9 protein-coding genes, 1 pseudogene and 1 other annotated feature are annotated in these 15,857 nt (G+C 31.9%); of the genes and pseudogenes, 2 read left to right on the plus strand and 8 right to left on the minus strand.

Annotation, left to right across the window (positions count from 1 at the left end):
- Nucleotides 1-37 precede the first annotated feature (37 nt).
- The 7 genes from brnQ to LW893_RS06065 all read right to left on the minus strand — a co-directional run bounded on the left by brnQ (nt 38) and on the right by LW893_RS06065 (nt 12,927).
- A complete protein-coding gene (gene brnQ / locus LW893_RS06035) occupies nt 38-1,324 on the minus strand; it encodes a branched-chain amino acid transport system II carrier protein (RefSeq protein ID WP_233056403.1) in 1,287 nt (428 codons plus the stop codon).
- Between the two features lie 114 nt (nt 1,325-1,438).
- Nucleotides 1,439-1,689 (minus strand) — a binding site (T-box leader).
- Nucleotides 1,690-2,006: 317 nt separating this feature from the next.
- A complete protein-coding gene (locus tag LW893_RS06040) occupies nt 2,007-7,544 on the minus strand; it encodes a putative Ig domain-containing protein (RefSeq protein WP_233056404.1) in 5,538 nt (1,845 codons plus the stop codon).
- Between the two features lie 268 nt (nt 7,545-7,812).
- Entirely contained in the window at nt 7,813-8,925 is a 1,113-nt protein-coding gene (locus LW893_RS06045; protein WP_233056405.1) for a tetratricopeptide repeat protein, read from the minus strand.
- A 105-nt stretch (nt 8,926-9,030) separates the two neighbouring features.
- Nucleotides 9,031-9,681, minus strand: coding sequence for a hypothetical protein (locus LW893_RS06050; protein ID WP_233056406.1), 651 nt, complete (start codon nt 9,679-9,681; stop codon nt 9,031-9,033).
- Nucleotides 9,682-9,765: 84 nt separating this feature from the next.
- Nucleotides 9,766-10,419: an SIMPL domain-containing protein gene (locus tag LW893_RS06055; RefSeq protein ID WP_233056407.1), complete on the minus strand. Its 654-nt coding sequence runs from the start codon at nt 10,417-10,419 to the stop codon at nt 9,766-9,768.
- Nucleotides 10,420-10,532: 113 nt separating this feature from the next.
- Nucleotides 10,533-12,353: a DUF262 domain-containing protein gene (locus tag LW893_RS06060; RefSeq protein WP_269836907.1), complete on the minus strand. Its 1,821-nt coding sequence runs from the start codon at nt 12,351-12,353 to the stop codon at nt 10,533-10,535.
- A 10-nt stretch (nt 12,354-12,363) separates the two neighbouring features.
- Nucleotides 12,364-12,927 (minus strand): hypothetical protein, encoded by a 564-nt coding sequence (locus LW893_RS06065; RefSeq protein WP_233056409.1) that lies wholly within the window; start codon nt 12,925-12,927, stop codon nt 12,364-12,366.
- A 686-nt stretch (nt 12,928-13,613) separates the two neighbouring features.
- On the opposite strand from LW893_RS06065, the gene LW893_RS06070 reads away from it, so the two are divergent.
- Nucleotides 13,614-13,844: a TetR/AcrR family transcriptional regulator gene (locus LW893_RS06070; RefSeq protein WP_233056410.1), complete on the plus strand. Its 231-nt coding sequence runs from the start codon at nt 13,614-13,616 to the stop codon at nt 13,842-13,844.
- A gap of 97 nt (nt 13,845-13,941) precedes the next feature.
- Here LW893_RS06070 and LW893_RS06075 read toward each other — a convergent pair.
- A pseudogene (locus LW893_RS06075) lies at nt 13,942-14,190 on the minus strand (PTS transporter subunit EIIB); the annotation flags it as partial.
- 464 nt (nt 14,191-14,654) lie between these two features.
- Here LW893_RS06075 and LW893_RS06080 point away from each other — a divergent pair.
- A complete protein-coding gene (locus LW893_RS06080; RefSeq protein WP_233056412.1) occupies nt 14,655-15,704 on the plus strand; it encodes a TIGR00341 family protein in 1,050 nt (349 codons plus the stop codon).
- Nucleotides 15,705-15,857 lie beyond the last annotated feature (153 nt).

Below are 15,857 nucleotides of genomic sequence, written 5' to 3' on the forward strand. Positions count from 1 at the left end.
TCTCCTTTATATTTTATATTTTTATTTAAAATGACTTTTAATCAAATTGTATTATTGGTTCCTTACCGATTATAGCTCCTAGGATAAATCCAACTGTTGCTGGTAAGAACCAAGCAAATCCTAGATTACTTAATGGAAGTATATTTACAAATGATTTAATTATTCCTATATCTGCAACTGATAAAATTGCTTCTAAAATACTTACTGCTAAAGTAAATATTAATGCATATCTAAAACTTTGTTTATTAGGTATAAACTTACGGAAAATACCTAAAATCATTAGTACTATTAAACTTGGATAAACTCCCTTGTAAATTGGTGTTGCAAAGTAAACTATATTTTCAACTCCAAGTACCGCAATTATTGCTCCAACTACTGCTGATGCTATAGCAGCAATTTTATGTGGAATCTTTCCATTTGAAAAATCGTGGAAGAAGTTTGCTATTGAGGTAATTTGTCCGATTGCTGTTGTTACACAAGCTAGAACTACTGCTGCTGAAAGGAATGACATTCCCTTCTTTCCTAAAACTCTTTCTGCTATTGCTAATAACAATTTACTTCTATCAATATCTTTTGGATAGTAACTACTTACTGAAGCTCCAAGATAGATTAAACCTACATAAATAACTGCCAATAGAATTAATGCAATAACTCCGCAATATGCAGTAAGCTTATTTCTCTCTTTACTTGTACGATAACCTCTATAAACAATATCTCCAATAAATACCGTTCCTATTAAGTAACTTACTATTAAGTCTCCAGTTTGATATCCTTCTAATAAAGAATGTGTGAAAATTCCACCTTGTTGTGGAACTACTGGAACTCCAATTGGAGTTATAATTCCTTTAATGATGATTCCAATTAATAGTATTACTAATAAAGGTGTTAAGTATTTACCAACACTATTTATCATTCGGTCAATATCCAATGAAAAATATAATGCGATTGCAAAATATCCAATGATAAATGCTACAATTGAAACATTTGGAAATAATGCTTTAAAGCCTAATTCATAAGAAACGGCTCCTGTACGAGGTACAGAAATACATGCTGCAAAAATCATTATAAATAATAATAAAAACTTAGCAAAATTTTTATGTATATCTGAAGTCATGGCTTCAAGCGATCCACCATTTTTAGAAATTACATAAAGTCCAACAACTGGCATCAATACCGCTGATATACAAAATCCTAAAGAAGCTATTGACCATTGGCTACCCGACAAAAACCCTATCAGGGGAGGAAATATCAGGTTTCCTGCTCCAAAGTAGGAACCAAACAGGGCAAGTCCTACTATAAAAATATCCTTTGTTCTTTTGCTCATTAATTCTTTTTCTCCTTTGTTTTATCCTATAAATGCTGAAAGAGAATGATAGATTTTAAAAATTAAGAACCAGTTGCGCACCTAGTTGTGAAGTAAAAAAAAAGCTCCCGTCCATTAAAGGACGAGAGCGAAAACTCACGTGTTACCACCTTAATTCATCTTTTTATCACTAAAAAGACCTTATTGAGTACTATCATACTCGCAATGCTATAACGGGCACTCCCGTCACAACCTAAATCTGTAAACAAATCTCGATGTGATGACTCCAAGGCCATGTTCGAAAGTTTCTCTCTCATTTCTCTCACCAAACGAAATGTCTCTGTACTGATTGAATAACTTTCTACTCTTCTCTTCAACGTCTTGCTATACATTATAAATGATTTTTTTCCTTTTGTCAACACTTTTTTAAAAAAATTTTAAATTTTTTTGACACTTATCTAACAAACTTGTATTTTTAGCCATTTATTAGATTTAAAATTTTTACCATTTTTACAAAAAAAGCTTATTTTTGATTATAATTTTATCCAAATTTTAAAAAATAAGAATAATTTTTTTATATATTTTTATTCTAACAACATAGATAGTGTTTTTATTATTAACGCATAATAAAGAAGATCCTTGCGTATGCAAAGATCTTCTCTTAATACTATTTGATTTTATATAGATTGCAATAACCTAAATCTTATTCTTCTTCATCTTCTTTTTTCTTTTTAAGAGCTAGAAGTCCTACAGATAATCCTGATATTGCAGTAAATGCTGTATATCCAATATTTGTATAATAACCTGTTTTAGGTAATTTTCCTCTTGAATCGTTAGCATTACTATTTACTGTTGGAGCAACTGCAGGTTTTGAATTAGGATCCTTAGGATTTGAACCCTTATTGTTTTCTTCAACATCTGTTACTCCATCATTGTCATCATCTGGATCTGTTACATCTGGATCTCCATCTTTATCAGTATCTCTTTGAACAGTGATTTCAACTATCTTAGTTACTTTTGAACCATCTGGGTTTGTAACAACTACAGGAATTTCAAACTTTCTTGTTTCCTCAGTTGAACCCCAATCATTTACATTAGGTGTTCCACTAATTGTCTTTGTTGTTGGATCATAAGTAACTCCATTTGGAAGTTTACTTTCATCTACTGTTACAGTAGCATCATTATTTCCTGGTGTTACTACTACATTTGTAATTGGATTTCCTTCAACTACTGTTTGTGTTGGATTTGATACTGTTGTTGGAGAAATTGGTGTAATTACAGCTGCAGGTCTTGAATTTGCATCCTTAGGATTTGAATCCTTTGCTCTTTCATCAATATCTGTGTATCCATCATTATCATCATCTGGATCTGTTACGTCTGGGTCTCCATCTTTATCAGTATCTCTTTGAACAGTGATTTCAACTATCTTAGTTACTTTTGAACCATCTGGGTTTGTAACAACTACAGGAATTTCAAACTTTCTTGTTTCCTCAGTTGGACCCCAATCATTTACATTAGGTGTTCCACTAATTGTCTTTGTTGTTGGATCATAAGTAACTCCGTTTGGAAGTTTACTATCATCTACTGTTACAGTAGCATCATTATTTCCTGGTGTTACTACTACATTTGTAATTGGATTTCCTTCAACTACTGTTTGTGTTGGATTTGATACTGTTGTTGGAGAAATTGGTGTAATTACAGCTGCAGGTCTTGAATTTGCATCCTTAGGATTTGATCCCTTATTGTTTTCTTCTACATCTGTTACTCCATCATTGTCATCATCTGGATCTGTTACGTCTGGATCTCCATCTCTGTCTGTATCTCTTTGAACCGTTATCTTAAATGTCTTTGTTGTTGTTTTTCCAGTAGCATCCTTAGCTTCAACAGTTACTGTGAACTCTCTTGTTTCCTCAGTTGGACCCCAATCAGTTACGCTTGGTGTTCCACTAATCTTTCCATTGTTATATGTTACACCGTTAGGAAGATCCTTAACTGTTACTGTTGCATTAGGTGTATCTGTTGTTACTTCAATTTCATCAATAGGATTACCTTCTACTACAGTCTGATCTGCAATTGGATTGATTACTATAGAAGGAACTGAATTAGCATCCTTAGGATTTGATCCCTTATTGTTTTCTTCTACATCTGTATATCCGTCATTATCATCATCTAGATCTGTTACATCTGGATTTCCATCTCTGTCTGTATCTCTTTGAACAGTGATTTCAACAATCTTAGTTACTTTTGAACCATCTGGATTTGTAACAACTACAGGAATGTCAAACTTTCTTGTTTCCTCAGTTGGACCCCAGTCATTTACATTAGGTGTTCCACTAATTGTCTTTGTTGTTGGATCATAAGTAACTCCATTTGGAAGCTTGCTTTCATCTACTGTTACAGTAGCATCATTATTTCCTGGTGTTACTACTACATTTGTAATTGGATTTCCTTCAACTACTGTTTGTGTTGGATTTGACACTGTTGTTGGAGCTATTGGTGTAATTACAGCTGCAGGTCTTGAATTTGCATCCTTAGGATTTGAATCCTTTGCTCTTTCATCAATATCTGTGTATCCATCATTATCATCATCTGGATCTGTTACATCTGGATCTCCATCTCTGTCTGTATCTCTCTCTACTCTGATTTCAACAATCTTAGTTACTTTTGAACCATCTGGGTTTGTAACAACTACAGGAATCTCGAAGTTTTTAAATTCTTCTCTAAGTCCCCAATCATTTACAACTGGTGTTCCACTAATTGTCTTTGTTGTTGGATCATAAGTAACTCCGTTTGGAAGCTTGCTTTCATCTACTGTTATAGTAGCATCATTGTTTCCTGGTGTTACTACTACATTTGTAATTGGATTTCCTTCAATTACTGTTTGTGTTTGATTTGACACTGTTGTTGGAGCTATTGGTATAATTACAGCTGCAGGTCTTGAATTTGCATCCTTAGGATTTGATCCCTTTGCGTTTTCTTCTACATCTGTATATCCATCATTGTCATCATCTGGATCTGTTACATCTGGGTCTCCATCTCTGTCTGTATCTCTTTTAACCGTTATCTTAAATGTCTTTGTTGTTGTTTTTCCAGTAGCATCCTTAGCTTCAACAGTTACTGTGAACTCTCTTGTTTCCTCTGTTGGACCCCAATCAGTTACGTTTGGTGTTCCACTAATCTTTCCATTGTTATATGTTACACCGTTAGGAAGATCCTTAACTTTTACTGTTGCATTAGGTGTATCTGTTGTTACTTCAATTTCATCAATAGGATTACCTTCTACTACAGTCTGATCTGCAATTGGATTGATTACTATAGAAGGTATTGAGTTGGCATCCTTAGGATTTGATCCCTTATTGTTTTCTTCTACATCTGTATATCCGTCATTATCATCATCTGGATCTGTTACATCTGGATCTCCATCACCATCAGTATCTCTCAGTACTGTTATTATTACCTTCTTAGTTACCTTAGAACCATCAGAGTTTGTTACTGTTACTGGTATTTCAAACTTTCTTGTTTCTTCATTTGGACCCCAATTTGTAATATTTGGGCTACCAGAGATTATTGCAGTTCCTGGATCAGAATCGTCTATAGTAAGTCCAAATGGCACCTTTGTTCTATCAATTTTTGCATTTGAGTCAATATTATCTGGATATATATTTACTCTCTTTATTGTTTTTTTGTCAACAACAGTCTGCTCCTGATTTTCTATTGACATAGACTCTATTAGACCAATAAAAGTAGCTGGAATTGAGCCAGCATTTTTAGGGTCTGACCCCCTTGCATTTTCATCATCATCTGAATATCCATCACCATCATCATCTGAATCTGTTACGTCTGGATTCCCATCTTTATCTGTATCTCTTTTAACTGTTATCTTAAATGTCTTTGTAGTTGTATTATCTAAAGGATCCTTAGCTTCAACAGTTACTGTGAACTCTCTTGTTTCCTCAGTTGGGCCCCAATCAGTTACATTTGGTGTTCCACTAATCTTTCCATTGTTATAAGTAACTCCATTTGGTAGACCAGAAACTGTTACTGTAGCTGTTGGATCGTCAGTAGTTACAGTAATTTCAGAAATTGCATTACCCTCAACTACTGTTTGATCAGCAATTTCATTGATTTCAGGAGCCTTAACATCTTTCCAAACTGCATAAACTTCTTTAGCAGAAGTAATATTTGTTAGGATATTTGCATCAGCTTCTGTTGCATCTGCAGTTGCAGCCCAACCCATGAATTGATATCCATCTCTTGTAGGTTCTTCTGGCTGTGTTGCAGTACCAGCTACTGCATTAACAACTTTATCTGTATTTGTTCCGTCAGTCCATTTACCACCATTTGTGTCAAATGTAACCTTAATACCACCAACGTTAACTTTTTCGCTTGAAACCATTGGATTATTTCCGTCTGGTGAATAAGCAACTAAAATAACCTTATCGCCATCCTGGAAAGTACCAGCAGGTACATTAACCTTAAACTTCCCTTCTTTTAAGTCAGAGAAAGGAATTGTTGTCTGAGCCTTAACTGGCTGTGCTGTATAATCTGTATCATCCGCAACATATTTATATGCCTTTACTATAACATTACCTGCATTTTGATTTGTAGCTTCTAGCTTCTTTGTAGTATCTGCAGGATTATCATATATAGTCTTAGGTACTGTTCCCTCAATTATCTCAGCCTTATTTGCTTCTATATCTGTTGTTGTCACATTTGGCTTTACAACTAGATAAGACTTTGGATCTAGGATGTTTGTCTTATCTATCAGAAATTCTTGACCATCAGGAACTCCATCACCATCGGTATCAACATTAAACTTATCTGATTCAATTTCATCCTCTAGGAAGTCATATAGACCGTCCTTATCAGTATCTAGTACCTCTAGGAATGCATTAGAATATGTGTTCTGAACAATCTTATTTGGCTTTCCACCATCAGGCTTTCTGATTCCCAGAAAAGTATTTGTAGAATCTACAAAGTCAGCTGTTAACCATGACTCAAAGTTTAGCTGCTTGTTATTCGCTTCGATGTAGTCATTAAGAACCTTTGCAAATTCTTGATTTGAAACATTGCTCTTAAGCTTATATTCAATAGTGTAAGATCTTCTTTGACCAAGTGCTCCATAAAACACCTGTGAATCTAAAGTATTTCTTACCTTAGTAACCTTATTCCAATCTCCACCTTCTATACTTAGCTCTGGAGTATCTTTAGTTGAAATAACACCATTTCCGTTAGGGTCAACTGTAAGTTTGATAGGATTTGATGCTGTTATTTTTCCTGTAGGCGTAGATACACCAAGTCTAACATTATCAGTATCAATATACTTTAGAAGTTCTTTAGGAATAACTTCGTTTATATATAGAACCCATCCGCTATTTGCTTGAAGGAAGTTTTGATCAGGCTTAAATGAAACAGTTGATTTGATAAGCTTATTCTTTGCATCATAGCTTACTGCCTTACCTGTATTCCCACCAGAGAAATTACCATCTTTAGACTTTGTTCCATCACCTGTTAATCCATTTAGACCTGTTCCTAAGTAGTATTCGTTTCCATTTTTTGGATTACTTGGAAGTTCTGGCACATTAGCATTGTTCTTTAGTATAAATCCATTGTCATATCCTGCTTTATCAGCTTTACCGTCTGATCTAACCCAAACAGTTGTAAAGTCAATTCTCTTTGATGCCATTCCTAGACTATCTAGAGTAGCACCATTCTTAAGCTTAATAACAACATCTGTATTTGTAATAACACCAATTAGACCTGACTGAACAGTCTGGTTGTTAATTGGAACCTTCCAAAGTGCTCCGTTAGCTTCTTTCTCAAACTGAACTCCGTTAACAGTTATAGAATCTATATGTGAGTAGAATTCATCATCAAAGAAGTTAAGTATATATCTTCCGTTATATGGTCCCTTATCCGTACCACCCCATGTGCCTGGAAGCTTAGCCCACTTTGTTATAGTAAGGTGTATTCCATTACTGTCTTCCTTTGTGTAATCTGTTCTAGCGTAATCCAAGACACCATCAGTTTCTCCACTAATAGTGTAGTTTGTTTCATTAACGACTGATCTTGGTTGACCACCCTCAGCAACTGCTGTTATAGGTGTCAAAAACATCATAAATCCTAGCATACATGATACTAGTCCTACTGATAGTTTTCTCGTTCCATATATTGGCTTTTTCTCTTCGCCTTTTCGTTTCTTGTGTTCAATTAACTCTCTTAAAATCTTAAAACGATCCATTAAAACCTCCTAATAAAATATATTTAACCCACATATCTCACTTTATACATGTAAGTAATCTGATAAAGCTTTCTTTTTCTTTAATTCAATTATATAATTATACAATATTATTTTAAAATTTTCAAGTGCTAGACATGTTTACTAGAATAATTCTATATGCATAATAAGCCTTTAAATTCAACAAATATATAGTCATAGCAAAGTCCATATTTTTAAGACATTTATAAAATATATTTCAGTTATAAAAAAGTTTTTATTAACATAAAGACTAAAATTTATGTATAACACAGTCAACCATAAAACACGAATACTCCGGATATAACTTTAGTTTTATCTCAGGTATTGAAGCTCCACTCTTTATACTAAAAATCATTTCTTCAAAATTTCTTTTATCCTCTTCCCAACTAGCGATAGTTTCTTGTTTCTCTTTTTCACTCTCATATTCTTCATCAGCAATAGCTTCTTCTATAGCCTCTTCAAAATATTTTCTATTCTTTTCTTCAAGACTAAAGAATATTTCCTTTTGATTTTTTAACCATAGAACATAAAAATATTCTTCCCATTCTGCAGTATAATAGTAATCAACACAATCTCCACAAAGATTTAAAAACATGTCATACTCTTCAAGTGCATAATAAACATCAATAATTTGGTCTTCTGAAATATCATCTGTATTTAGATTATATTTTAAATCTTGTCCAGGATTTACTTTCTCTACATAAGACATTGCTTCATCTTTATTACCAAGATACACTTCACAATAAGCTAAACACAATAGCAGACGCATTCTATTTGGATAAACTTCAAGTAAACTTAAGAATATTACTTTTGCTTTTTCATATTCCTTAAGTTCAAATAAAGATACTGCATAGTTAAAAGAAGTAATATAATTTTCATTCATTTCTCTTGCTGTCTTAAAATAATTATGACTTATTAATAAGTTCTTTTCATCTTTAGAAAATTCAAACTCACTAAAATAATAAAGACCAAGACCTGTATAAGTTTCCACAAATGAAGAATTTAAGTCTTTAGCTAAATTAAGATACTTCAAACCATCCTTAGAAAAATCCTCCCAAAAAGCAAGATTAGTATAAATTCTGGCTTTATCATTATCACTTAAAGAACTTTCAAACTCATTTAAAAATTTCTTTAGAAACTCAACATAATCAAATTCCTCATCTCTAAGTTCCACACAAACAGAAGCAAGAGTACAAACAATATCAACATCTGATGGATATTCACTTTGCTTTTCTAAAAGATAGCTTTTCATTCTTTCAAGATATTCTTTTGAACTTTCAAAATCTGTTAAAAATGGTTTATTATATCCATTTTCATATTCAGTTTTTAATTCATACCAGTGTGATTTTATTTTGTTTAACATTTTTTAATACCTTTATTTATAATTATGTTCGCTTTTTAGTTTTACACTTATTAATTATATATCTATTTTAGTATTTATCATTGAAGTTCAACAATAAGAAAATTCTTAATTGTTATTATTACCTTTAGCAACTTCTAACCAATTTTTAAACTCCCAAAGAAGTGGTGGTACATCTATATTTCTATCTTTTTCTATTTTTTCTCTAATATCTTTTTGATATTTAAGATACTCATCATAATTATCCCATCTGCTCCAACTAATATCCATTGGTTTTTTAATATTTAGTTTATCATCAACTGCTTTAAAAATATAATTGTCAACAGGTATGTGCAACCACTTAATAATATTATCAACTGAATACTCTTTATACTCAAGCACATATAAATACTTAATAGTCATATTAACCCATTTCTGCGCTTGACCATAAGTAAGTTGTATTTTTGATTTTTTATATTCATCAACTATTTTTTTACATAATTGTTCATGCCATTCATCAAATTCTTTTTCGCTTGTAATACTTCCATTAACAAGTTTTTTAATTTCAGTATCTAAAAAACCATTAACTTCTTTTTTTAATTCCACTCTATCATCTTTATCAAAATTACCGAATCTTATCGTACGACACATATCACGATAGGCTCTATTACTTGCTACCTCAACTGGATTAATTAAATCACCAAAGTAAACATATTTTAAGAACTTAATAATATCCTCGTCAACCTTGATTTCTACGATGTTGTCTTTTGTTTTACTCATATTAGCATCTCCTTTTATATAAATATTTTTTAAATGATTAACCTGTACTTAATAGTTTTATACGGTCAACCTTATTTTATACCTTTATCTAATCTCCCACACAATAGTAACAGTATCCTGTACATCAATATCATCAGCTTCAATATCTATATTGTATGGTTCACTTATTGTACTTTCAGCAAGATAATAGTTTTGAATAGGTTCTGAATAAATTTCTATTTCTCCCCAAGAATAATCTATATTTATTATATCTCCAAGTGTTACTCCTGATGACTTAGCTAAAATTTCTGCCCTTAATTTAGAGTCTTCAACTGCTTTAGCAAGTAACTCATTTTTAACCACTGTAATATCTTTAACAGTATGTTTTATAGAAAACTCAACGTTAATATCACAATGTGAAAGTTCATACAGAATTTTCCCAAGTTGTGAATTATCATTAGGAAACTGAATATAGAACTTTTGAGTGTATTGAAATCCAACAAGTCTACTTTTATAGTTGCCATTTTTATCACGATAACTCTCATACTTTGAATCTACATCAAATTTTACTGTCTTTAGTTCTTTATCATAAAGACCAGCTTTTTTAACTGTTTCTTTGATTTTTTTACTACACAATGCAGACTTTTCAATTACTTCATCATATTCTTTACATACTTCATTTACAATAATATCAAGTCTAATCATATCCGGTTTAACAGATATATTTCCTTTACCTTTTACTCTTATCGTTCTTTTCAATTAAAATTAACTCTTTTAGCAATAAATATTACCAAGATATAAATTATTTTTTTAGTATATTTTTAATTATATTTTTTCGGTAATAAAATAATATATTTTTCCATCTATTAAAATTATTTGAACATATCATCGTTCCATACAAGTTTTACCAGTTCTGTAAGTACATCTATTCTTTCCAAAATCTCCTGTTTACCAAACTTAGTATAAGGTTTAAATTTTAATCCTTTATCTGCTATAAATTTCTTGAACTTAGGATTATTTTGATATGCTAAATCTCCAAGTGACTCTGTATAAATATTACCTTCGTTTGAACAATATTTTTTCAGCTTGTATTCATACTTTGCATCATTTAAACTTGCATTAATACTCTTGTGTAAAAGCAACAATGCACCGATATTATTTCTCCAACGTTTGAAATCTTCATTGTCAGAATACTCACTAGTGAACCAATCATAGTGGTCTGAAATTATATGTTCAATTTCATAAGGATTCTTTGTTTTTGTGTTCATGTAATTACAATAATTTGATGCAACACCAGTCTGTTCCTCAATATAGCTAGTTACACGAGCAAGTATATTTTTAATGTACTTCTTTGTGAAACTATTAAGTCTTAAATCTTTAAAATTAGCACTAGGATTAAATTCAAGATTTATATAATGCTTTTCAAGCTTTTGCTTGAGTGTAGGAATATCCGTTCTACGAATATCTTTAGTGATATTGAATACAAAATTCTTAATTGTACTGTAATCTACAGAACGATAATTGGCAACTCTAGATACAATCAATACATCTATAAATCTTGCGACCAAATTCATTTTTTCAATAATAGTCGACCTATCATCTTCATAGCATACAGGCGCTAATAGTAACTGTGACTGAAGGGTGAAGTTTACCTGTGCATTATAATAAATATACTTGTTTTCTTCAACAAAATTCATTTCTGCATTACGGATATACTTATATACTTCAGCAAATTTAGCGAATTTTTTTATAAATAGTTCATAATCTGAAGGCTCTATTAATCCAAGCTTTTCTTTCTCATCCTGTACCCATTTGTGAAAGGAACCCCCTATAAGGTCGAAGTCCTTATTTATAGCACCTGCCTTAGTTTCACGAATTGTATCTGCAAACTGAGCTCTAAGCCAAGCCTTAATGAATATTTCATCACCTTTATCATCATCATTCTTTAGAGAACGAATTTTTTCCTTCCAAATAAAATTCATTTTTTCTCGTTCTGAATCAGATTTAATCTCAGAAAGGACATATCCCTTGAGCATTTCTGTTGAAGTAAGGCTTAATCCACGGTCATTCATTGTTACAAAGACTTTATGAGCATCTTGTTCTGTAGACGCTACAATCTCAATAAAAAAAACTTTTTCTGCTATCCAATCACAGAAATGCAATAGCATATCATCTTCAATTGTTTCAGGAAAGATATCCTGAATTTCTTGATATCTACCATACAAATTGCGTACTGACTCGCTAGCTTCTTTTGCATCAAAATCTATATCATTAAAAATTGCATCCATACAATCTTGACGATCCTCAACATTTATATTGAAAGATTTAGATCCAAACGACTCTGAAAAAATCATTGTTTCAATCATATTATAACTCTGACCTATTAACTTCAAACGATTATTCAAGTAGATTAAAAGTAATGTTAGAGAAGATAATCTCTGTTGTCCATCAATAATTGCATTTTCTCTACCAGCTAATACAATAGAACCCATAAAATAAGCCCCATAGTCAGCTACAGCTTGTCTTGTATCACCGTGTGTATACGAATCCAAAAACTCCTGTGTTAAGTCGTCTATCAGTTCTTCTATATGTTTCCTCTGCCACATATATTCACGCTGATAGTAATGAATAGAATACTTTGTATTTTGTAATAACTGTTTTAAATTCTTAGGTGAACCTTCTATCTTTTTCATATGTACTCCTTTAAAAATCCTCTATTATTTCCTTAACATATCCCTCTAAATCATCTATATCTAGAAATCCTGGGTCTAAGTGGCATAGAAAGTGCCAGTCTGTAGTTTCTTTTTTTCTGTATAAAATTGCTTCGCCATCTTCACTTCCGAAAAAGCTTCTATCTATTTCATAGCCATTTGTTTCTAATAATTCTTTTATCATATTGTATTTAGTTTCTCTTTCTTCAATATAAGCTTTAACTTCTTCGTTGTTAATTACATAGGCATCAATTTTTGCAGACCCTTCTATAACTTTATTTTTTGTTACTGATAAATTAGAAACTTCTTTCCAAATTATTTCAACGTTATCTTCAGAGTCAAACATAAATCTGGATAGTGGTACAATATTTTCATTATAAACAATTTCCATATAATCTGGTATGTTTTTAGGATTAAAATATTCATATTCTATATTATCTTCTTTTTCTCTGGTATATCCAGGTATTTTAGATACAAATTCTTTTCCTTCTTCTAAAGAATCAAATGCTACCAAATCTTTTGAATAATTATTTTGATATAATTCCAATATATACATCGATAGCCCTCCTAAACTTTCCTTAGTTTGTTTTTAATCATACTCTCTAAACAATTATTTTCCACAATAATGTATTCAACTTCTTTTGTTCCTTCATTGTAATGATAGCATCTAAAAATCAATTGATTGCTTGTCTGAAACAGTGTGTCTACCCAAAAGTATTCCCCTTGGCATTTATCTAGTACCATTTCATCAATGAAATCCAATGTCTTTAAATGAAACACAAACCATCTTTCTTCCGTTGTAGAGAATACACCATAAGAATTGTTAATCTTCCATATGTTTGAAACCCCGTCATTTTCAAATATAGGAAATCGTTGGCTAGACTCTATTTGAAAATTATGATTCGATATTTTATAAAATTCAGTCGTGTAAAAATTTACGAACAACGAACTTTCCTCGTCAATCGTAAAAACATACGCTAAATTTCGTGGAAATTTATGCCTCACACTTAGCTCATGTTTCAAAAATTCAAGGCAAAAGTCCTGTGAACCATCCTGTCCCGCTGTCAATAAAATGATAATTCTATTATTATCAGAGAAACTCCTAAAAGTTACCTCAGATATAATTTCATTGACAGTATCGGTGTAACGATTGTATCATAATTACATAGTAAATATAGCACAATCATTTCACAAATTCAAGCATCTAAGAAAAATGATACAAACAGGAGGAAATGTAACATCATGAGAATGGGAAATCTTGAACGAAACACCTATGTCAGAGAACAGATTATTCAAGCAACTATTGTACTATTGAATGAAAAAGAGATGAATCAAATCTCTATCAGTGATATTACAGATAAAGCACAGGTTAATCGTGTGTCTTTCTATCGTAATTTTGAAACCAAAGAGGAAATCATAAAAACTTATATTGGAAAAATGATTATTGATTGGAATATGAATACACCAGAATAATCATCAGTAATACCGCCAAAGCCTTGACAAGACCAGTCCCACAAAAAACTGGAATTAAAGGTATAAAACTTCCAGAAATAGTACCGAAAACTTCATCTTACCTCTTTTTCTTCTCAGTAGATACATCCTCACTTGATGGATTATCAGAACCGATAGCTGGAAATTTTTTCATAATATCTTCATAAACAGAACCAACATGAGAGCCAATGACAACTTGATACTGGACGATGGCTTGAATAACTTGTAAGATATCTAAAGCTAACAAAGCTTTCTTATCAGCCTTACCTTCATCCTTCAATTCACAACGAAGACGAGTTGCACAATGCCTTAGAGATTTCACATTTTCTGGGCCTCCAAAATTTTAAACAATTTCTTTTGCTAACGAACTATATTTTGACATAAAAGACTCCTTTTACTAGTCTTTTTAATGTAAGAATTTTACTTTGCACTAAGTTGTCCAATCTTAAAAGGAGTACTTTTAAAAACCTTTACATAAATGACTTGTTAGTATATAATTATCATTGGCAATAGTAAAAAAAGAAGGAGTTGCCCCCTTCCCAATCATACAGTTTTATTTTATTATTGAAAGCTAAGGAAATTTGCCAACGAGTACTTGACACAAACCTAATTGATTTCTTCAGAGAAAAACTGTAAAATATTTAATTTAATGCCAAGGATGGACTGATGGATATTGAAATGAAAATTTTAAAAGAATGACAGGTGAGCATTAAAAATGTGAGAGTTTGGACAACAGTTTCTCTACCATCATCCAGGCAGAAATAAAATTATATGAAAGAATAGGAGTAAACAATGAACGAAAATTATTCAACACGTGAATACCGTGAAAAATTATATGATGACCTTCATGTTCGATCAACAGATACAGTGATTTTGATGTGCTCGATTTTTATTGCCTCTATTGGTCTAAATATGAATTCAACAGCTGTCGTTATTGGAGCCATGCTGATTTCCCCTCTTATGACCCCGATTATTGGACTGGGATTCGGTTTAGCTATTTTTGATAAGCGTTTAATCAAGCAATCTCTAGAGGTTTTATTAACTCAAGTATTGGTCAGTTTGGTTGTATCGACTCTGTATTTTTGGATTTCTCCCTTATCTTATAAAAGTAGCGAATTGATTGCACGAACTTCTCCAACCATTTGGGATGTTCTCATTGCTATTGCTGGTGGGATAGCAGGTGTAATTGGGTCAAGGAAAAAAGAAGCAAACAATATCGTACCCGGAGTAGCCATTGCAACAGCTCTGATGCCACCTATCTGTACTGCAGGCTATGGTTTAGCTAATGGAAATGTACAATTTTTATTTGGAGCTCTCTATCTTTTCTTGATCAACTGTGTCTTTATTATGCTAACCAACATTGTTGGAACAAGAATTTTGATGAAAAAATCTCCCTTAAGTTCATTTAAAGAGCTAAACATTAAAATGAGAATTGGGTTGATATCCTTGATTGTATTATTGATTCTTCCTGCCAGCTATTCAGTAGTCACTCTGACGATAGATCAAGCGCGAAAAGAAGGAATCAAACAGTTTGTAAAAAAAGAGTTCGCCAATTATACGGTCATTAGTCAAGTCTACAAGTCAAGGAACAATGAATTGGTCTTGATGGTTGCTGGAGATCCGATTTCAGAAGAAGAATTAGAAACGATTCATCAAAAACAAGCCTCTTACGGAATTCAATCTGTTCAATTGAAAGTCAATCAAGTCCATAATTTGACAAATTTAGACAGTGAGACGTCCAAGGATTTTTATAAAAACATTAAAAAGTATATCGATCAAATACTCTCTGAAAAAGATTCACAAAATGATGTTGTAAAAGAAAACAAAGAAGACAATGATTGAGGATATTGAACAGACCTTTGCCTATACCCATAATACACTTAATTTACAAGCATAAAGTATAGATATATTAGCAGACGTGGTCAAATTATAAAAACTTGTCCACGGATAAAATAACCGTGGACAAATGGTGGACAAAGTGTATAAACTAAACCC

Origin of the sequence: Parvimonas micra (assembly GCF_021300775.1) — a bacterium.
GTDB lineage: Bacteria > Bacillota > Clostridia > Tissierellales > Peptoniphilaceae > Parvimonas.